Source organism: Ruegeria sp. O4 (genome assembly GCF_056535125.1).
In genome coordinates this window covers 108,673-125,819 of record NZ_JBQERO010000002.1, presented here as the reverse complement: position 1 = coordinate 125,819, position 17,147 = coordinate 108,673, and the positions used below count along the sequence as shown (strand labels likewise).

Sequence of the window (17,147 nt, the reverse complement as noted above, 5' to 3'; positions counted from 1 at the left end):
GGCTTACTGAACCCGCGTCCAGGTTTGCCCGCGACAGATCAGACCGCCCGCCACGCAGCCCTTGACGGTCAGCTTGTTCTGGCCGTCCAGAGACATTTTCGAGTTGTAGGTTTTGTCCCGGTCGGGGGCCCAGATCTTACCGCTGTCATAGCTGCCGCCCCCTTCGGGGACCATGTCCCAGATGATCTTTTTGCCAAGGTTCTCATATTCCAGCTGCTGGTTGCCATCCGCGTCGAACGCGCTGTCGATGGTGCCGCAGATCGCACTACCGCATTCGGAAATCGTCACATGCAGATAGCCACCCGTGTCGCCCGGCGCGGTTTTCCACAGGCCGTCAACCGGATCGTCTGCAAAAGCAGCTGTAGCAAGCAGCATCAAGCCCGCTGAAAGAGTAGAAGTCTTCATGATTTTCTCCCTGTTTTGTGGGCAGTCTGACCCGCTAATGGGCGGCGGGCAAGAATGACCCAGCGTCGCGTTGCATCCCCTGCCCTGCTTGTGCGATATCCCGCGCGTGTAACAGTGATATAGGGCCGCCCGACATGATCCTCTACCCCGCCATCGACCTCAAAGACGGCCAGGCCGTACGCCTGCTGCGTGGTGAAATGGACAAGGCCACCGTGTTCAACGAAGACCCGGCCGCTCAGGCCCGTGCCTTTGTCGAGGCGGGGTGCGAATGGCTGCATCTGGTCGACCTGAACGGTGCATTCGCAGGCGAGCCGGTCAACGCAGCACCGGTTGAGGCAATTCTGAAAGCGTGCAAGGTGCCTGCGCAACTGGGTGGTGGCATCCGCGACATGGCCACGATCGAAACATGGATCGAAAAGGGGCTTGCGCGGGTCATCTTGGGCACTGTCGCTGTCGAAAACCCCGGTCTGGTGCGCGAAGCAGCCAAAGCCTTTCCCGGCAAGGTCGCCGTCGGCATAGACGCACGCAATGGCATGGTGGCCACCAAGGGCTGGGCCGAAGAGACCAATGTTCAGGTCACCGATCTGGCCCGTAGTTTCGAAGACGCGGGCGTGGCCGCAATCATCTACACTGACATCAACCGAGACGGTGCCATGCAGGGCCCGAACATCGAAGCGACCGCAGCCCTGGCACAGGCCGTTTCCATCCCTGTGATCGCCTCGGGCGGTGTCAGTTCGCTGGACGACCTGATCGCCCTTCGCGATTGCGGCGTTGCGCTGAACGGCGCGATTTCAGGCCGGGCGCTTTATGATGGCGCAATTGACCTGGCCGAGGCCATCCGCGCCCTGTCGTGATCGGTTATTGCGCGGCTGCGGCGGTCAGCTTGGCCAGTGCACCGCGCATCTTTTCGATGACCGGTGATTTGTCGACATCGTTCAGGTCGTCCAATGTCTCTTTCGGGTCTTCATAGATCAGCCAGACCTGGCCATTGGAGTCTTCGTACGCCTGCACCTTGAGAGGCAGAAACAGCCCGGCGCGCGGGTCGATCTGCATGGCTGGCGTACCCAGCGCCGGGTTGCCGAAGATCAGCACCTGATTGGCAGGAATGGACGTACCGATCTTTTCCGCCCCGGCCGCGTGGTCGATGCGGGCAAACACGGTTGCGCCTGCATTTCCGACGACGGCTTCCAGCGCGTCCAGCGCCTCGGCCACGGATTTGTCGGTTTGAACCTTGATCAGATCATCTGCCATTGCGGTCAGCGCGCCTCCGATTGAAAAAACACAAGCCAGTATCAGTCTACGCATATCGATATTCCTTCTGTGAAATTCACCCCAGTTTTCACAGAATTGAGACCTCTCACAATCACAAGTCTGGCATCGGCAGGGCTTTGCCGCTAGAGGTGCGCCCATAAAGGATATCCTATGCTGAAAACCCGGATCATTCCCTGCCTTGATGTTGCCGATGGCCGAGTGGTCAAAGGCGTAAATTTCGTGGGCCTGCGCGATGCGGGCGACCCGGTGGAATCGGCCAAGGCCTATGATGCTGCCGGAGCGGACGAGATCTGCTTTCTCGACATTCACGCGACCCATGAGAATCGCGGCACCATGTTCGATGTGGTGCAGCGTACGGCGGAACAGTGTTTCGTGCCACTGACCGTGGGCGGTGGGGTGCGAACAAAAGACGATGTGCGCGCCTTGCTGCTGGCGGGGGCGGACAAGGTCAGCTTCAACTCGGCCGCGGTTGCCAATCCGGATGTGATTGCCGAAGCGGCAGATCAGTTCGGCAGTCAGTGCATTGTCTGCGCCATCGACGCCAAGACCGTCAGCCCCGGCAAGTGGGAGATCTTTACCCATGGTGGGCGCAAACCCACCGGCATTGACGCGGTTGCCTTTGCAAGAACCGTGGTCTCCAAGGGGGCCGGTGAAATCCTGCTGACCTCGATGGACCGCGACGGCACCAAATCCGGGTTCAACCTGCCGCTGACCCGCGCCATTTCCGACGCGGTGGATGTGCCCGTGATCGCCTCGGGCGGTGTTGGTACTTTGGACCATCTGGTCGAGGGCGTCACCAAGGGCGGTGCAAGCGCCGTGTTGGCGGCATCGATTTTCCATTTCGGCGAATACACCATCCGCGAGGCCAAGGAACATATGGCCGCAGCTGGCATCCCCATGAGGCTAACATGAGCATCTTGCACGATCTGGCCGCCACGATCGAGGCACGCAAGGGGGCTGATCCCGAAAGCAGCTGGACGGCCAAGCTGCTTGCGAAAGGCCCTGAGAAATGCGCCGAGAAATTCGGTGAAGAGGCCATAGAGGCCATCATCGAAGCCGTAAAAGGGGATCAGGTTAAGCTGACCTCGGAAGCGGCGGACGTGTTGTATCACCTTCTGGTCATGCTGGCCGCGCGGGACGTGGCGCTGGATGATGTTCTGGCCGAGCTGGACCGCCGTCAGGGCACCAGCGGTATCGCCGAAAAAGCTGCCCGCCCCAAAGGGTAACGTCCGGGTTCCGCACTGGCTCCTGGGCCGTTATACTCGGATGCCAGACTGTCAGGGCGAAGGCGCGTTATGATCCGAATTTTGATGCTTGTGGCAACCCTTGCCATCGTCGCTGGCTGCGCCGCGCCGCCGCGCTCGACCGGGGATGAGGTGCAGCGGCTCGCCACGGAGATTCAGGGCCTTGGCCCGGATATCGACCCTGAGGAGGCCCGACGCGCAGCGGGAATTGCTTACGCCTATACCGCTCAGCTGGTCGAGGAATACCAGATCACAGACCCGCCCCTGATCCATAACATGAAGGTCAACAAGGGGCTGCGCCCGCGTGGGCTGTGCTGGCATTGGGCCGAGGATATCGAGCGGCGGCTGAAACAGGAAAACTTCCGGACACTGGAGCTGCACCGTGCCATTGCAAACGCGGACAACCCGACGCGGATCGACCACAGCACCGCAATCATCAGCGGTAAAGGTGCGACGCTGTATGACGGTGTCGTATTGGACCCGTGGCGTTATGGCGGCGTGTTGTTCTGGTCTCCGCTGGTCGAGGATACCCGGTATGACTGGGTTCCGCGCGACGTGGTGCTGGAAAAGCGGCGGAAGGAACAGGTCGCCCGTCTGAAACCTTACGTCCCCGCCAAACCCTAAAGCTTGGACGAGATGATCCCCGTCGAAAATCCGCCCATGCGCAATTCGCCAAACAGGCGCTGATATTCGATCTTTGGGCAACGGTTCATCACCACATCCACGCCACGGGCCTGAGCCTTTACCGCCGCTTCAGGGTGTTCCACGCCAATCTGCATCCAGATCGTACCGAGCGACGGGAAAGCCTCCAGCGCCTCATCTACAATGGGTGGCACGGCCTCGGACCGCCGGAAAATGTCCACCATGTCTACAGGCTCGGAGATCTCTGACAGGCTGCCGCGAACCGTCTGACCAAACAGGTCTTTGCCCGCGTGGCCCGGATTGACGGGAATCACCTTGAACCCTTTCAGCGACAAATAGCGCGCCACGTAATAGCTGGGTCGCACAGGGTTCATGGAAACGCCGACAACGGCCACCGTCTTGGTGCGTTGCAAAATAGCCTTAAGGTACTGATCGGAATAGTCTGGCATGCCCTATCCTTAACAGGGTTCCAAAAAGAAAAAAGCGCCCAAGAAAGCTTGGGCGCCAGTTGTTGGAACGAGGGACAGTGAAATGACCCGCGGCAGTTCCGTTCCGCGGTCACTGTGACATTTAAGCATGGATCCGTTAAAAAAAAGAGGGGTGGCGCATTTTTGTGATGACTTTTCACAATTAGCTGAACCCTGCCTACTCCCCATAGAGAATTGCGGGCCAGTTTTCTTCTGCCATCGCAATGTATCCTGTTTGATTCTGCTGCCAGATTTCCTCGACCGCGGGTGAATGCGTCAGATAAAGACGCCCATCGACCACCTGCCACGTATTCGGATCCGTGCTTTTCAACACACCCATCGCCATCCCGTACGAGCAATAACCACCGAACTGCGGCGCAAAGGCGCGCGGGTTGCCTTCAAAGAGCTCGCGATTTGCCTGCGATTTGAAATGCCACCGGGCGCCCTTCCACATGACCGCGTTTTCGGGTGCCCCTTTTGAAGGCGCGTCGCTGTCAAAATAGGACACGGGATCATACCCCGCCAACGCCACACCGTCAGTGGCGTAGTACACGGGGTTGTCCTGCGCAAACACGGCAGGAGCCAGCAATACAGTGCTCAGCGAGCAAAGAAGAGTACGTCGGTTCAGCATCGTCATTTGGGAATCTGCATATTCAAGACTATCAACATGCAACTTTTCGCGTTTTTCGGAACCCCTGTTGACGCGGATGTGAACGAGTGTTCGCCAGTTGAAACTTAGTCAAAGATGTCTTCGATCACGTCCCATGCTTCGTCGAACACGCGCGCAAGCATGGTCTTCTTCCTCTTTTTGCGCTTTGCTTTCCGAGCGGCAGCATGAGACACAGCTACGCGCAGCGGTTCGGGTTTGTGTACTTTCCGCGCGGGCAGCATCTTCAGGTTGTGCAGCGGCGCTCCACAGCTGGAGCAGCTAAGCTCGTGCCGTTCCTTGCCTTTCAGGATCAAGGCAGCCCGGGTGCCGCAATAGCAGCAGGTCGCGATTTTGGCAGGACCGGGAATGACGCTCTCCTTTGCTCAGGGTCGCGACGCATATAAGGCGATTGCCGCAGCATTTGAGACGTTCAGCGAACCAAATCCCCCGGCTGCGTCAATTTTAACCAACTGATCCACGGTTTCCTTTGTCTTCTGCCGCAAGCCCGGACCTTCCGCGCCCAGCACAAGCGCGACAGGGCGGTCACGGCCATCGCTTAGCGCACCTTCGATTGTCATGTCGGCTTCTCCGTCCAGCCCAAGGACCAGAAAGCCCATGCCCTGAAGCTCGACAATCGCGTCCGCAAGGTTGCGCACCCGCAGATAAGGCTGCCGCTCAAGCGCACCGCTGGCGGTTTTTGCCAGTGCCCCGGTCTCGGGCGCGGAATGGTGGCGTGTGCCGATCACAGCACTGGCCCCCAGAACTTCGGCCGAGCGCAGAATCGCCCCGACATTGTGCGGGTCGGTGACCCGGTCCAGCAGAATGACGCGAGGGTTTTCGCGACCGATGCAGTTATCTGCCAGACTGCCCCATTCCAACGGCTTGACCTCCAGCGCCGCGCCCTGGTGCACGGATCCAGAATCGATGGGCGCAGAAAACTTGCGCGGGTCGACCATCTCGGCCTCGATCCCCGCAAATTCAATAGCTTCCGCCAGTTTGTCACACGCATTCCGCGTCACCATCAGGCGTAGTTTTTGCCGTTTTGGGTTCATCAGCGCATCGCGAACCGCGTGCAGGCCAAACAGCCAGACTGTTTCCGCAGCAGCAGCTTTGCGCGCCTGTTCCTTTTCGACGACCCATTTGGGTTTCTTCATTTCAAGGGCCTCCGGGCCGGGAATTCGGTTTCCTGCGCCAAAGGGAAATTTTCCTGTTGACGCTCCTTTGGTGCGCTAGTAATCACGCCTCCACGTCAGGTGCAACGCCTGACAGTGGGCGACAGGCCGCAAGGTGTGGCAGGGGACTGTAACTCCCTCGCGGAGACGCACGCCTGGTTCGATTCCAGGGTCGCCCACCATCTTTCCAACATATTTCGAAGATGGTCAGGACGCGTGTCCTGCACTGCGTTATTGTCTGGCAGCTATGTTATTGCTGTTGGTCTGCCGCCATTCTCAGATGCGACAGATCTGATCCGTTTTACACATCTTAACCCGGCGCTAACGCGACCGGATTGTGAACGAAAGGTGCCGCGTGGCCTTCGCCACCGCATGTCATGACGTTCAGATCAACGCGTCGGTCGAGTGCGCGCCTATTCCGCAGCCGGGCGCATCTGCGCTATGCGGTTGAACCAGCCTACGATGTCGTCCAAATCCGCAGGCAGCTCTTCGGCCGCACCTTCGGCGAAGGTGTTGAACTTTTCGGCGTTCAGCCCGTTCACGCCGACCAGCACCGGAATATCCAGCGCCAGTGCTTCGCCGATTACGGGGCGAAAACCGCGCCCATCGGATTCATGTTTGCCGAATTTGTTGATAATCAGCAGGTCCGGTGCGTTCGCAAGAGAGGCGGTCACATATCCCACCGCCTGTTCCAGCGCTGCCGGGTCCAGACGGCAGCCGCGCGACTGGGTGCCCAGTGATTGTGAGATTCGGATGGTTTCACCATCCGGCAACACGCGGACATCCATGTCGCACTTGCTGCTGTCGGTACATTCCGTGTTCGTTTGCACGACACCGGCCAGTTTCGCGCCAGACGCCAGCAGACGTTCAGCAACAGCGCTGAGCAGGCGATCCGTCGCGCCGCGGTCGGTGGTGGTGACATAGGCCAGATGCATCTTGGACCTCTTGTAAATCGATTGTGACGTTTCAAATAGCACGCAAGGTGCTGCCCGACCACTCCCCCAGTCAAGGCAGCGGCGACAGACCGATCACAGGTGCGTGCAGGTGAAGAAGAACCGCGTAAGCGGCCAGTGCGGTTAGCCAGATCCAAGGGCGTGGCCATGGACGCGGTAAGCGCAGTGAGAACCGCGCCGTATTTCGCGACAACCGGACCCATTCAAAGCCCATCTCACGCGATTTACGCCTGTCGATCAGGTCCATGCCCATAACAGAAAATCCGGCAAACAGGCCGAACAGAATCACATGTGACAGGCTTCCATTGGCCAGAAGATGCGCCAAGGACCACAACAGCAGCGCGGCAAGGATCGGGTGGCGGGTGGTGCGCAGAATACCGGGGTGTTCGGGGTCAAAGGACCTGTTGCCCATCCCTCCGAAAGAAATCGGGTTCTGGATCGCAAGCCCGGTCACAGCCAGCCAGCACACCACGGGCATGATCAGTATCGGCACCCAGCGCAAGACTGCGAACGGCGGAATGACCTCGACATAGGGGGCGTTTGCAGCGGCAACAATCAGCCATGCCAGCACGGCCAAAGACAGAAGTGAATAGGCCGCGAAATACCCCCGGCGGCCGAGCGTGCCGATCAGCCAACCCCGCACGGTGGGCCGTACAGGAATTGCATGGCTGAGCAGGAAAACGATGAGTGCTGCAAGGAACAGGCCCCAACCGGTCATGATATTCTCCAAACGTGTTGGGGTCGGTCTAGACTGGGAGGACAGCGACGTCCTTGCCCGAAATCAAGTTGGGCCGCAGGGGCGGACGCACCGCCCCTGCCCTGTATTACAGCCCAAGCGCCGCGCGGCGTTCTTCGGCAAAGCCCTGCACGATGCGGTCTGCGATCAGTGCCAGAATCGCCATCGCAGCTCCGGCCGAAATACCAAGCCCCACATCCGCCTGACCCAGCGCCAGATAGATCGACTGGCCCAGACCGGTGGTCCCGATCAGTGCCGCGATGACCAGCATGGCAAAGGCATAAAGGATGGTCTGGTTCAGCCCAAGCAGGATGGTCGGGGCCGCATAAGGCGCCCTCACATCGCGCATGATCTGCCACTCGGTCGCACCGCTTGAAATTGCGGCCTCCATCATCTCATCCGGTGTATTGACCAGCCCGTGCCGCGTGTAGCGGATCATCGGGACAATCGCATAGGCACAGATGGCCAGAAAGGCCGAGAACTCGCCAATCTGGAACACCATCAGCACCGGGATCAGGAACACGAAAAGGGGGATCGTCTGCAACATGTCACAGATCGGACGAACCACGTTCCACACAGGCTGCCATACCGCGCTGGCAAGGCCGATCAGCCCACCCGCCAAAGCGCAGGTAAACACCGCTGCACCGCTGAGATAAAGCGACAGCAGCGCCCTTTCCCACAGGCCCGAGACGAGGATGGTGCAGAGCAGCCCCACGCAGAGCGCGGCCAGACGCCAGCCCCCGGCAACCCAGCCCAGCGCGGCAGCGCCAGTCAGGACAAAGGGCCACGGCAGGTTCGCGATACCGGTTTCCAGCATTCCAATCAGAATCAGAACGACCAGCCCACCAGTCAGCCGTCCGCGCCACGCCATCAAAAGCGCAATCCCGGCACCGGCCGCAAACAGGCCAAAGCTCATGCTCGACGTCCACTGGAAACCCCATGTGAAGGGCAGCACCGCCTGATCCAACCCGATCCGCAGCGGCAGCAGTACATAGAACAGCGAGTTGTTTTTGAGGGCGTCCAGCCACTGGCCATTGGCCTGCGTGAATGCGGTCAGGCCGCTGTCCACGGCTTCGGCCATCGGGTCCAGCAGGGTCAGCTCCGCAGGGTTTGGCAACCACGCCCAGAAGGCCGCCGTGAAGACAACAGCAAAACCCAGCATCGCCCAGACAACACGGCTGTCATAGCGTTTACGCTCGGTCGCCAAAGTGCCGCTCATCCGGTCGATCACCACGGCAAAGACCACGATAACCAGACCCGCCATCAGCGACTCGCCGAACTGCGCCTTACGCATGGTCAGCAGAACCTCCCAGCCGATATCGTTGAACCCGCCGATGACGGCGGCGATGATAACCATCGACAGAGCAGCCATCAGGCATTGGTTCACACCGACCATGATCTGAGTGGTGGCGGCAGGGATTTCGACCTGGAACAGTTGCTGGAACCGAGTGCCGCCGGACATGATGGCCGCCTCTTTGATCTCGGGCTCCACCCGTTCCAATCCCAGCATCACATTGCGCGCCATGGGCGGTGCGGCATAGATGGCCGAAGCAATCAGACCAACAACAGGACCAAATCCAAACAGCAGCAGCAGCGGTGTCAGATAGGCAAAGGTCGGCACCGTCTGCATGATGTCCAGCACGGCCTGCACAAAGGATTTCACCTTTGGCACTTCGTTGGCGAGGATGCCGATGCCGCCCCCAATGACCAGCGCCACAGGGACAGACACGGCGACAAGCGCCAGCGTATTCATGCTTTCGGCCCAATAGCCCGAGGCCAAAACAAAGCTGAGGCCCAGAAAGCCAAGTGCGGCCATGGACAAGCCGCCCAGATACCAGCCCAGCGCGGTCACGATCCCGATCAGGATGGGCCATGGCGTATTGCCCAGCACGAAATTCGCCCAGTTCATTGGGTGGGTCATCAGGTCCGAAAACAGCCGCATTGCCGGTTTGATCAGGTTCAGAAACCAGTCCAGAGACGCGCCAACCCATTGGGTTGCAGGCAGTTCCCACGCGGCGGGCCACTTGACCAGCCACGGGGCGATACCCTCGAGCGCAAGGCAAACTGCACCGACGATAACAGTTATCAGGGCGGCCTTCGCACCTGCCGTCAACTGCGCACTGGGCCGTGTCGGGAGGTCGGTTATGGCGGTCATGTCTCGTCCACCTGAAGAGCTGCGGCCAGATCGGACGGATGCACCGTGCCGACGACATTGCCCGCCTCATCCCGCACGGGCACGGGTTCATACAGCTCCATGCAATGCGCAAGGGCTGCGTCCAGCGTCATCGAGGTGGTGAGGCCGGGATCATCCGGGCCACATTCCGCCTCGCTCCGCATGACCGAGGCGACTTTGGCGTGCTGACCTTTGGCGACATCCTTCGAGAATTCGCGCACGTAATCATCCACCGGGCGCAACACGATATCTGTGGGCGTTCCGATCTGAACAATCTTGCCGTCGCGCATGATTGCAATGCGGTCGGCCAGCTTCAGCGCCTCTTGAATGTCATGGGTGATAAAGACGATGGATTTCTTCAGCGTCGCCTGAATGCGCAGGAATTCATCCTGCAACTGGCGGCGGATCAATGGGTCGAGGGCCGAGAACGGTTCATCCAGAAACCAGATATCGGGATTTACGGCGAGGCTGCGGGCAATGCCCACACGCTGACGTTGGCCACCTGAAAGCTGGCGCGGAAAGCTGTTTTCGCGCCCTTCCAGACCGACCAGTGAGATCACCTCCTGTGCGCGCGCCAGCCGTTCCTTCTTGCCCACACCCTGCACGCGCAGCGGATAGGCCACGTTTTCGGAAACGGTCATATGCGGGAACAGGCCGAAATGCTGGAACACCATGCCCAGTTTTTTGCGGCGCAACTCGGTCAGGGCCTTCTTCGAGGCTCCGATGACGTTTTCGCCGTCCACCCGAATCTCACCGCCCGTGCCGGGCAGCAGCTGCGAAATGCAGCGGATCAGCGTGGATTTGCCCGAGCCTGACAGGCCCATGATGACGAAAAGCTCGCCCTCCTGAACTTCGAAGTTGGCATCCTGAACTGCGGGAATCAGCCCCTGTTCCCGAAGGGCGGCGGCAGCCTTGTCTGCGTCATTCCCTGACCGAGACAGCGCGTCGGTCAGGGCTTTGTCAGCGCCGGGGCCAAACACCTGCCAGAGATTCCGGCAGGCGATGGCTGGCATGGTCGTGTCCGTCACTTACGCGGGCTCACTGGGTTGCCGCGTCTACAACCGGACGCCATTTGCCTTCGTTTTCAGCCATCCATGCGGCGACAACTTCTTCGACCTTTCCACCGTCAACGTCGATCGCGCCCATCATCGGCTGCTGGTCTTCAACCGCCAGCTGATAGTTGGTCAGGATTTCAAAGGCTGCTGGCCATTTCTCCTCCATACCGCTCCAGCCGGCCTTGAAGATGCGCGAGGGCGAGAAGTCGCAGTCATTGACAGCATTCGGGTTCGGGCCCCAGGCCGGATCACTGAAGCACGCCTCTTCACCGGCGGGCAGTTCGACGAACTGAACGTCATAGGCCGACATCGCCCAATGCGGCTGCCAGAAGGTGATCAGCAGTGGCGATTTGCGTTCGGTCGAAGCGCGCAATTCCGCGATCAGCGCCCCTTCGGACCCTGCTGGTACGGCTTTGAACGGCAATTCCAGACCGGTCATGCGATCCGCGCCCGGAGTACCCCAATCGGCCGGGTAATCGACAAGACGACCACCGGGCAGAGTTTCCGCCGTCGCAAAGACCTGTGCACAATCTTTCAGCGCTTCCCATGCGGGCAGGCCCGGGCACAGATCGGCCACATGCGCCGGGTATGCGATGCCTTCCTTGGCATCCAGACCCAGATCACCGATTTCGACCACAGTACCTTCACCGATTTTCTTGGCGTATTCATCGGAAACGTTGGAAGACCAGATTTCCAGTGTCGCGTCGATGTCGCCATCGGCCAGCGCCTGGAACTGGTTCATCATGCCCGCGGTCACATATTCGACGTTGTACCCGGCAGCCTTGAGCATCTCACCCGCCACATGCGTGGTGACATGCTGGCCGGTCCATTCGTTGATCGCCAATTTGATCGGTTCATCCACGGCACCCATATCCGCCGCCTGCGCTGCGCCTGCAACGCTCAGAGCCATTAGGCTTACACTTAGTTTTTTCATGGACTTAACTCCCTGTCATATTTGTTTTGCCCATCCCGGCAAGGATTTTCCCGCCGGTCTTTCTGTCTGATGACAATGCCATGCCGCAGCATGCACAAATTTGGCTGGAAAAGAACAGTGATCCGTTTCCAAATTGTGGAAAAGATCTTTCTGCCAGATTGTTCCCCCCTCCCGGCTCCCTTTACGCATCCAACCCGGCTAGCCCTTGTTTCATTTCGCTAAGACGGGACATTGACTGACGAGTCAATCAGAAAACATTTTGCCACCTTTTGTCGAGAACTTCTTTCGAAAATCCGCATTTTTCTGCGAATCCAGTTATTCGTTGGGCTGCCTCAAATCTGGACACGGTCAGATTTTTCATTGCCAAACAAGAACAAAAGATAAACATTTATAGTCGGGCAACATCAAGGTTAGACAGATGCGAACGTTTGACGAAATCTTTGAAATCGCAGCCGCGCGCCACGGCGGTCCAGAAGCACTGGACGCAAAACTGAGCAAACCGAAAACCCCCGCGGAACTGGCAGCGATGCCCGAGGATCGCTGGCTGTCGGTCATCACGAAATGCATCTTTCAGGCTGGCTTCAACTGGAAAGTCATCGAAAACAAATGGGACGGGTTCGAAACAGCCTTTAACGGGTTCGACGTGGGGCGATGCGCGTTCATGGATGATGAGAAGTTTGACACCCTTTTGCAGGATACGCGCATCGTAAGGAATGGAACCAAGATCGCGGCTGTACGGGATAACGCTGCATTCTTGCTTGAACTGCGTGAGGAAGGCGGCGCGGGTAAAGTGTTAGGCGGCTGGCCATCTGATGACTACGTCAACCTTCTGGCAATGCTGGCAAAACGCGGGGCCCGACTGGGCGGCGCTTCGGCGCAGTACGCAATGCGGTTTGCCGGGCGGGACAGTTTCATTCTGTCTCAGGATGTCACCGCCCGGCTGATTGCTGAAGGTGTGATCGACAAGCCTGCCACCTCGAAGAAAGCGATGGAGGCGGTTCAGAACGCCTTTAATACATGGATGGGTCAGTCCGGGCGATCACTTACGGAAATCAGCCGGGTTCTGGCCATGAGTCTGTGAAAACGGTTTGCGGAATACCCGCAGCGGAATAAGATTCAACTTATGGTTCTGCGTGTATTCATTGCTTCACTTTTGTTGCTGGCCGCCTGCGGTCGTGAGTTGACTGAGCAGGAGCGCGATTTTGCGGAAACCATTCAAGGGGAAACCCTGGAACTGGATCACATCCGTCTGGTCGAAGGTGCCCCGGTTACCAACGTGACGTATTTCCGCGAAGAACGCCCGCGACTGGCCTGCCGCGAGCGCATTCTGCCCCCGGTGGACCCCGGGCCGGTGACGGGCAAACCTGCCGCCGTGGCCCTGTTCAACAAAGTCTACTTTGCCCGCGACTGGTATCTGGAGGACTATATGTCGGAATTTCCGGATCAGATGAACCTGCTGGCCGCGATGCTTTTGGCCCATGAGCTGACGCATGTCTGGCAATGGCAGAATCGCCGGACCACGGGTTACCATCCCCTGCGCGCTGCGGCGGAACATGGGGGCCGAAGGGATCCGTATCTGTTCGACCTCGAAACTTCTCCGGATTTTCTGACCTACGGGTTCGAACAGCAGGGCGCGATCGTCGAAGAATATGTGTGCTGTCGCGCGCTGGCCCCTCAGGCCAAGCGCACCAAAAGACTTCATGACATGCTGGGTGCCCATTTTGATCTGTCGCCCTTGCCGGAACAGGGGCGCGAGCGCCCGGTCCTGATCCCGTGGAGCGAAGCCAGGATCGAGGGGATTTGCAGTTAGTTCCGGGCGCGCTGCAGGGTTTCCAGATATGCCACCAGATCAACGATCGGCTGGCTGGTCAGGATCGGCTGACCTTCCGGTGTTTTCATGGATGTGTCCTGCCCGTCGAAATAAGGGCCATAGACCGGCATCGGGCTGCCATGGCTGACCAGCGGATCCCTGCCGTCGATGCGGGCGACAACGCGGGCGGTCGGGAACACCCCGCTTTCGCTGGACAATGCGGTCAGATCGGACGGCTGAACAACCAGCACACTGGCCATCGGCCCCTGCCCGGTTGCGTCAATCCCGTGACAGGTCGCGCAGTAATGCAAATAGAGTTCCTCTCCGGTCACGGCATCCTGCGCCCAAGCAGCCTGTGCGGCAGCAGCCGAAACCCCGAGAACCAGCATACCGATCGTTGCCTTGAACATCGTATCCTCCTGTCACAATTGACATTTGCAGGGTTGCCCGACAGGCATATGGGCGCAATGATCCAGATCAACGAAACAGGTGCAGAGGGTTCGGGCAATGACACAATACGCAGCCATCATGCTGGCCGCCGGATTTGGAATTCCGATACTGGCCGCTCTTAACGCGGCCCTTGGCAAGGTCATCGGATCACCGACAACGGCAGCTGTGGTGCTGTTTGCAATTGCCCTGGCCGCCTCGGTGCTGACCATGCTGTTGTTTCCCGGTTTTGCAGCCTTGTCCAAGGTTGCGCAGGCCCCGAAACACCTGTTGTTCGCTGGCATCCTGATTGCATTCTATGTGTTGTCGATCACCCATGTCGCCCCGCATTTCGGTGTGGGAAACGCCGTGTTCTTTGTCCTGTTGGGGCAATTGATCAGTGCCGCGGCAATCGATCACTTCGGCCTGTTCGGCGCACAGGTGGCGCCACTCACCCTGATGCGGGCGAGTGGTATCGCGGTCATGGCCATCGGTGTTGCAATCACTCAACTGGCCTGAGCACGCCGCCCTCAAGCCGGACCATTCGGTCCATGCGCGCCGCCAGTTCGAGGTTGTGGGTCGCGATCAACGCCGACAATCCCTCGTCCCGCACCAGTGTCATCAGCGCATCGAACACCTGATCCGAAGTTTCAGGGTCCAGATTGCCTGTCGGTTCGTCAGCCAGCAAAACACGCGGCGCGTTGGCAAGCGCCCGGCAAAAAGCCACGCGTTGTTGTTCACCGCCCGACAGCGCCGCAGGGCGGTGGCTGGCGCGCGGGGCGACGCCCACACGGTCCAGCAAGTCCAATGCCCGTGCCTGAGCAGCTTTTTCGGACGCGCCATTGGCCAGTTGCGGCAATGTGATGTTTTCCAGCGCCGTAAACTCGGGCAGCAGGTGATGGAACTGATATACGAACCCGATATCCTGCCGACGCAACGCCGTTCTGGTTCGGTCGCCCTTGCCGTTCACATTCTGCCCCCCGATTTCCACGGTTCCGTTGTCAGGCCTATCCAGCAGACCGGCGATGTGCAGAAGCGTCGATTTACCCGCCCCTGACGGCGCAACCATGGCCACAGCCTCACCCGCGCGCAGTTCGAGGTCGACCCCGCGCAGAACCTGCACCTCGCCCGGTGTGCCTTTGAGGTAGGTCTTGGTCAGACCGTTCAGTCGCAAGGTGACATCATTCATAGCGCAGCGCCTCGACCGGGTTCAGCCGCGCCGCGCGGCGGGCGGGGAAATAGGTGACGATGAAAGACAGGCCAAGCGACAGGCCCGTCGCCTTGAGCACATCGCTCAGATGCAGTTCGGCCGGCAGGGCGTAGATGACACGGATCGACGGATCCCACACGCCACCGCCCATCACGTAGTTTACGAATGAGAAAATCGGATCAATGTAGATTGCAAAGAGGCATCCCAGGATAACCCCCATTGCAGTGCCGATCAGGCCGGTGAACGCACCGCAGATGAAAAAGACGCGCAGAACCGATCCTTCGCTCAGGCCGATCGTGCGCAGGATTCCGATATCGCGCCCCTTGTTCTTTACCAGCATAATCAGGCCCGAAACGATGTTCATCGCAGCAATCAGAACGAGGATCGACAGGATGATGAACATCACATTATCCTCAACCTCGAGCGCGCGCAGAAAGCCGCCGGATGCGTCCTGCCATGTCCAGATCTGGCTGCGCTCGCCCGACGCCTCAAGAATGGGAATCAGGATCGGGCCAAGATCTTCGGGCTTGTCCACCATCACTTCTATCTCATCCGCCACACCTTCACGGTTGAAAAAGCCCTGCGCCTGCGAAAACGGCATGTAGACGCGGGTGCGGTCGATGTCATAGCGACCGGCCGAAAACACATAGACAACGCGATAGGCATTCACGCGCGGCGACGTGCCAAAGGCGGTTTTGACCCCGTTGGGCGAGGTCAGTTTGACCACATCCCCGACAGTGACCCCGATGCTGCGGGCCACACCCGATCCAATGGCGATGACATCCTCACCCGTCTGGAAGTCCGACAGGTCCCCCGCCGCCTGTTCCGCCTGCGCGATACCCGGCAAGTCGAGCAGATCGTCGGGTCGGATGCCAAACACCTCGACCCCGCTGCTGCTGTCGCGGTTGGTGATCAGCACCTGCCCCTTCACCAGCGGTGCGGCACGCTCAACTCCGGGCACCTGCGCTATGCGGTCGGTGCGTTCCTTGTAGTCGGCAATTGTTCGATCCACCCGGCCCTGCGCGTCAAATTCACCCGAGGAATAGACCGTCACATGCGCATTGGCACCCAGAATGGTGCCGACGAATTCAGAGCGAAAACCTGAACGGACAGCCAGCGTTGCAATCAGCGCAAACACGGCAAGCGTGATCCCGATCAAAGAGATCCATGTCATCACGCTGACACCGCCTTCGGCCCTGCGCGCGCGCAGATATCGCCAGGCGATTTTCCATTCAAAAGGGGCAAAGGGCGGGGGTGTCTTGGCCATGCCTGCTCCGGGTTTTCTTGTTTGCGGCGACCCTTTCGGCATTTCGCCCAATGGTCAAGCCGGTTGTCACTCTGAACTGGCTCCTCAGCCTGAAAGAGCCGAATCGTTGCAGGACATGACCAAAATACACGTGCAAAACAGGTGTCTTCTAATTCGGGCGCTACACCATGAGTTGTGAAGCGCATCACAGACAGAAGGTGATTGTTTCAGGTATGACGTTAATCATCGCACATCGTGAGCCACTGAATCGTAAAGGCAACAATAAGTGCGAAATTTTATTACTCTTTTTGATTATTTTCAGAAACTTTGCCACCCTAACCATGGGGGAACACATTTAAAGAGCGGGGGTCGCTCAATGAATTTACGAATTTCAACCAATGGCGCGGGTGCAATTTCGACCCGTCAGGCTTCAACAGAATTGGATTGTGAGACCGCAGCCTTGCTGCGCGCGGCCATCCGGCCGATCTTTGTCACCGCAGCAAGCTGGGGCAATTTGGCAGACATCCTGAAAGACAAAGGATATCGTCTGGTTTTCCGTCAAGGCCGTTTGTGTATCACGGATCGGGCAACTGATGCGCGGATTTGCGGATTGCGCTTTCTGGATATCGAGTTTCGCGAACTGATCAGCCGCCTTGGCCGCCCGATTGTTGTGGCGACAGGTGACGGAGCCAACGGAGACGTCCTGGCCGAGCGCCCGACGTCGGATCAAAACTGAGAACCTGCCGACTGACG

22 protein-coding genes and 1 tRNA gene are annotated in these 17,147 nt (G+C 59.0%); 9 read left to right on the top strand and 14 right to left on the bottom strand.

All coding sequences use genetic code 11. The features are described 5' to 3' along the window. Positions 1-3 precede the first annotated feature (3 nt). The gene (locus ACR0J7_RS04850; protein ID WP_480773178.1) at positions 4-405 is read right to left on the bottom strand and encodes a DUF2147 domain-containing protein; all 402 of its coding nucleotides are present in this window, start codon (positions 403-405) and stop codon (positions 4-6) included. Between the two features lie 134 nt (positions 406-539). Between ACR0J7_RS04850 and hisA the strand changes: the two genes are divergently transcribed. Next, a complete protein-coding gene (gene hisA / locus ACR0J7_RS04845; protein WP_480486320.1) occupies positions 540-1,259 on the top strand; it encodes a 1-(5-phosphoribosyl)-5-[(5-phosphoribosylamino)methylideneamino]imidazole-4-carboxamide isomerase in 720 nt (239 codons plus the stop codon). Positions 1,260-1,263: 4 nt separating this feature from the next. Here hisA and ACR0J7_RS04840 read toward each other — a convergent pair whose 3' ends face one another. Continuing rightward, positions 1,264-1,710, bottom strand: a complete 447-nt coding sequence (locus ACR0J7_RS04840; protein ID WP_480537404.1) for a DUF302 domain-containing protein — start codon at positions 1,708-1,710, stop codon at positions 1,264-1,266. A 117-nt stretch (positions 1,711-1,827) separates the two neighbouring features. On the opposite strand from ACR0J7_RS04840, the gene hisF reads away from it, so the two are divergent. The 3 genes from hisF to ACR0J7_RS04825 all read left to right on the top strand — a co-directional run bounded on the left by hisF (position 1,828) and on the right by ACR0J7_RS04825 (position 3,545). Next, complete coding sequence (gene hisF / locus ACR0J7_RS04835) at positions 1,828-2,589, top strand: imidazole glycerol phosphate synthase subunit HisF (protein ID WP_209504552.1); 762 nt, start codon at positions 1,828-1,830, stop codon at positions 2,587-2,589. Further along, positions 2,586-2,903, top strand: a complete 318-nt coding sequence (locus tag ACR0J7_RS04830) for a phosphoribosyl-ATP diphosphatase (protein WP_480481906.1) — start codon at positions 2,586-2,588, stop codon at positions 2,901-2,903. The genes hisF and ACR0J7_RS04830 overlap by 4 nt, the downstream gene beginning before the upstream one ends. A 69-nt stretch (positions 2,904-2,972) precedes the next feature. Next, the gene (locus tag ACR0J7_RS04825) at positions 2,973-3,545 is read left to right on the top strand and encodes a hypothetical protein (protein ID WP_480481908.1); all 573 of its coding nucleotides are present in this window, start codon (positions 2,973-2,975) and stop codon (positions 3,543-3,545) included. Here ACR0J7_RS04825 and ACR0J7_RS04820 read toward each other — a convergent pair. The 4 genes from ACR0J7_RS04820 to rlmB form a co-directional block, all read right to left on the bottom strand. After that, on the bottom strand, positions 3,542-4,012 hold the full coding sequence (locus ACR0J7_RS04820; protein WP_480481910.1) for a CoA-binding protein: 471 nt from the start codon (positions 4,010-4,012) through the stop codon (positions 3,542-3,544). The genes ACR0J7_RS04825 and ACR0J7_RS04820 overlap by 4 nt on opposite strands. Positions 4,013-4,208: 196 nt before the next feature. Further along, on the bottom strand, positions 4,209-4,667 hold the full coding sequence (locus ACR0J7_RS04815; protein WP_480913444.1) for a YHS domain-containing (seleno)protein: 459 nt from the start codon (positions 4,665-4,667) through the stop codon (positions 4,209-4,211). A 98-nt stretch (positions 4,668-4,765) separates the two neighbouring features. Then, positions 4,766-4,993: a hypothetical protein gene (locus ACR0J7_RS04810; protein WP_480899085.1), complete on the bottom strand. Its 228-nt coding sequence runs from the start codon at positions 4,991-4,993 to the stop codon at positions 4,766-4,768. Between the two features lie 69 nt (positions 4,994-5,062). After that, positions 5,063-5,833: a 23S rRNA (guanosine(2251)-2'-O)-methyltransferase RlmB gene (gene rlmB / locus ACR0J7_RS04805; RefSeq protein ID WP_480582970.1), complete on the bottom strand. Its 771-nt coding sequence runs from the start codon at positions 5,831-5,833 to the stop codon at positions 5,063-5,065. A 116-nt stretch (positions 5,834-5,949) separates the two neighbouring features. On the opposite strand from rlmB, the gene ACR0J7_RS04800 reads away from it, so the two are divergent. Beyond that, a tRNA-Tyr gene (locus ACR0J7_RS04800) sits at positions 5,950-6,033 on the top strand. 231 nt (positions 6,034-6,264) lie between these two features. Here the strand turns inward: ACR0J7_RS04800 and ACR0J7_RS04795 are convergent. From ACR0J7_RS04795 to ACR0J7_RS04775, 5 genes are all read right to left on the bottom strand, one after another. Further along, positions 6,265-6,786: a DUF2478 domain-containing protein gene (locus ACR0J7_RS04795; protein ID WP_480582967.1), complete on the bottom strand. Its 522-nt coding sequence runs from the start codon at positions 6,784-6,786 to the stop codon at positions 6,265-6,267. Positions 6,787-6,856: 70 nt separating this feature from the next. Beyond that, positions 6,857-7,522 (bottom strand): NnrU family protein, encoded by a 666-nt coding sequence (locus ACR0J7_RS04790; RefSeq protein ID WP_480913442.1) that lies wholly within the window; start codon positions 7,520-7,522, stop codon positions 6,857-6,859. Between the two features lie 106 nt (positions 7,523-7,628). Then, entirely contained in the window at positions 7,629-9,695 is a 2,067-nt protein-coding gene (locus ACR0J7_RS04785; protein WP_480913440.1) for an ABC transporter permease, read from the bottom strand. Next, positions 9,692-10,741, bottom strand: coding sequence for a quaternary amine ABC transporter ATP-binding protein (locus ACR0J7_RS04780; RefSeq protein WP_480913438.1), 1,050 nt, complete (start codon positions 10,739-10,741; stop codon positions 9,692-9,694). The genes ACR0J7_RS04785 and ACR0J7_RS04780 overlap by 4 nt, the downstream gene beginning before the upstream one ends. A 10-nt stretch (positions 10,742-10,751) precedes the next feature. Further along, positions 10,752-11,702, bottom strand: a complete 951-nt coding sequence (locus ACR0J7_RS04775) for an ABC transporter substrate-binding protein (protein WP_209504562.1) — start codon at positions 11,700-11,702, stop codon at positions 10,752-10,754. A 418-nt stretch (positions 11,703-12,120) separates the two neighbouring features. Here ACR0J7_RS04775 and ACR0J7_RS04770 point away from each other — a divergent pair, with 418 nt between their 5' ends. Beyond that, on the top strand, positions 12,121-12,783 hold the full coding sequence (locus ACR0J7_RS04770) for a DNA-3-methyladenine glycosylase I (protein WP_480773174.1): 663 nt from the start codon (positions 12,121-12,123) through the stop codon (positions 12,781-12,783). Positions 12,784-12,825: 42 nt separating this feature from the next. After that, positions 12,826-13,512 carry a hypothetical protein gene (locus ACR0J7_RS04765; protein ID WP_480773173.1) on the top strand — a complete coding sequence of 229 codons (687 nt, stop codon included), beginning with the start codon at positions 12,826-12,828 and terminating at the stop codon, positions 13,510-13,512. Here the strand turns inward: ACR0J7_RS04765 and ACR0J7_RS04760 are convergent. Then, positions 13,509-13,922 (bottom strand): c-type cytochrome, encoded by a 414-nt coding sequence (locus tag ACR0J7_RS04760; protein ID WP_480582952.1) that lies wholly within the window; start codon positions 13,920-13,922, stop codon positions 13,509-13,511. The genes ACR0J7_RS04765 and ACR0J7_RS04760 overlap by 4 nt on opposite strands. A 97-nt stretch (positions 13,923-14,019) precedes the next feature. Here ACR0J7_RS04760 and ACR0J7_RS04755 point away from each other — a divergent pair, with 97 nt between their 5' ends. After that, the gene (locus ACR0J7_RS04755) at positions 14,020-14,457 is read left to right on the top strand and encodes a DMT family transporter (RefSeq protein WP_480486344.1); all 438 of its coding nucleotides are present in this window, start codon (positions 14,020-14,022) and stop codon (positions 14,455-14,457) included. On the opposite strand, the gene ACR0J7_RS04750 is transcribed toward ACR0J7_RS04755, so the two are convergent. Both ACR0J7_RS04750 and ACR0J7_RS04745 read right to left on the bottom strand, forming a co-directional pair. Further along, positions 14,441-15,127 (bottom strand): ABC transporter ATP-binding protein, encoded by a 687-nt coding sequence (locus ACR0J7_RS04750; RefSeq protein ID WP_480486346.1) that lies wholly within the window; start codon positions 15,125-15,127, stop codon positions 14,441-14,443. The genes ACR0J7_RS04755 and ACR0J7_RS04750 overlap by 17 nt on opposite strands. Continuing rightward, entirely contained in the window at positions 15,120-16,415 is a 1,296-nt protein-coding gene (locus ACR0J7_RS04745) for a lipoprotein-releasing ABC transporter permease subunit (RefSeq protein WP_480913436.1), read from the bottom strand. Before ACR0J7_RS04745 ends, ACR0J7_RS04750 begins: the two co-directional genes overlap by 8 nt. A 355-nt stretch (positions 16,416-16,770) precedes the next feature. On the opposite strand from ACR0J7_RS04745, the gene ACR0J7_RS04740 reads away from it, so the two are divergent. Then, complete coding sequence (locus ACR0J7_RS04740; RefSeq protein ID WP_267366022.1) at positions 16,771-17,130, top strand: hypothetical protein; 360 nt, start codon at positions 16,771-16,773, stop codon at positions 17,128-17,130. Positions 17,131-17,147 lie beyond the last annotated feature (17 nt).

Bases quoted from the DNA above. Each gene is read 5' to 3' on its own strand.
- ACR0J7_RS04770 (WP_480773174.1), top strand. From the start codon at position 12,121: ATGCGAACGTTTGACGAAATCTTTGAAATCGCAGCCGCGCGCCACGGC.
- hisA (WP_480486320.1), top strand. From the start codon at position 540: ATGATCCTCTACCCCGCCATCGACCTCAAAGACGGCCAGGCCGTACGC.
- ACR0J7_RS04820 (WP_480481910.1), bottom strand. From the start codon at position 4,012: ATGCCAGACTATTCCGATCAGTACCTTAAGGCTATTTTGCAACGCACC.
- ACR0J7_RS04765 (WP_480773173.1), top strand. From the start codon at position 12,826: ATGGTTCTGCGTGTATTCATTGCTTCACTTTTGTTGCTGGCCGCCTGC.
- ACR0J7_RS04840 (WP_480537404.1), bottom strand. From the start codon at position 1,710: ATGCGTAGACTGATACTGGCTTGTGTTTTTTCAATCGGAGGCGCGCTG.
- ACR0J7_RS04850 (WP_480773178.1), bottom strand. From the start codon at position 405: ATGAAGACTTCTACTCTTTCAGCGGGCTTGATGCTGCTTGCTACAGCT.
- ACR0J7_RS04825 (WP_480481908.1), top strand. From the start codon at position 2,973: ATGATCCGAATTTTGATGCTTGTGGCAACCCTTGCCATCGTCGCTGGC.
- ACR0J7_RS04755 (WP_480486344.1), top strand. From the start codon at position 14,020: ATGACACAATACGCAGCCATCATGCTGGCCGCCGGATTTGGAATTCCG.
- ACR0J7_RS04760 (WP_480582952.1), bottom strand. From the start codon at position 13,922: ATGTTCAAGGCAACGATCGGTATGCTGGTTCTCGGGGTTTCGGCTGCT.
- ACR0J7_RS04795 (WP_480582967.1), bottom strand. From the start codon at position 6,786: ATGCATCTGGCCTATGTCACCACCACCGACCGCGGCGCGACGGATCGC.
- ACR0J7_RS04785 (WP_480913440.1), bottom strand. From the start codon at position 9,695: ATGACCGCCATAACCGACCTCCCGACACGGCCCAGTGCGCAGTTGACG.
- ACR0J7_RS04750 (WP_480486346.1), bottom strand. From the start codon at position 15,127: ATGAATGATGTCACCTTGCGACTGAACGGTCTGACCAAGACCTACCTC.
- rlmB (WP_480582970.1), bottom strand. From the start codon at position 5,833: ATGAAGAAACCCAAATGGGTCGTCGAAAAGGAACAGGCGCGCAAAGCT.
- hisF (WP_209504552.1), top strand. From the start codon at position 1,828: ATGCTGAAAACCCGGATCATTCCCTGCCTTGATGTTGCCGATGGCCGA.
- ACR0J7_RS04775 (WP_209504562.1), bottom strand. From the start codon at position 11,702: ATGAAAAAACTAAGTGTAAGCCTAATGGCTCTGAGCGTTGCAGGCGCA.
- ACR0J7_RS04815 (WP_480913444.1), bottom strand. From the start codon at position 4,667: ATGACGATGCTGAACCGACGTACTCTTCTTTGCTCGCTGAGCACTGTA.
- ACR0J7_RS04790 (WP_480913442.1), bottom strand. From the start codon at position 7,522: ATGACCGGTTGGGGCCTGTTCCTTGCAGCACTCATCGTTTTCCTGCTC.
- ACR0J7_RS04740 (WP_267366022.1), top strand. From the start codon at position 16,771: ATGAATTTACGAATTTCAACCAATGGCGCGGGTGCAATTTCGACCCGT.
- ACR0J7_RS04830 (WP_480481906.1), top strand. From the start codon at position 2,586: ATGAGCATCTTGCACGATCTGGCCGCCACGATCGAGGCACGCAAGGGG.
- ACR0J7_RS04745 (WP_480913436.1), bottom strand. From the start codon at position 16,415: ATGGCCAAGACACCCCCGCCCTTTGCCCCTTTTGAATGGAAAATCGCC.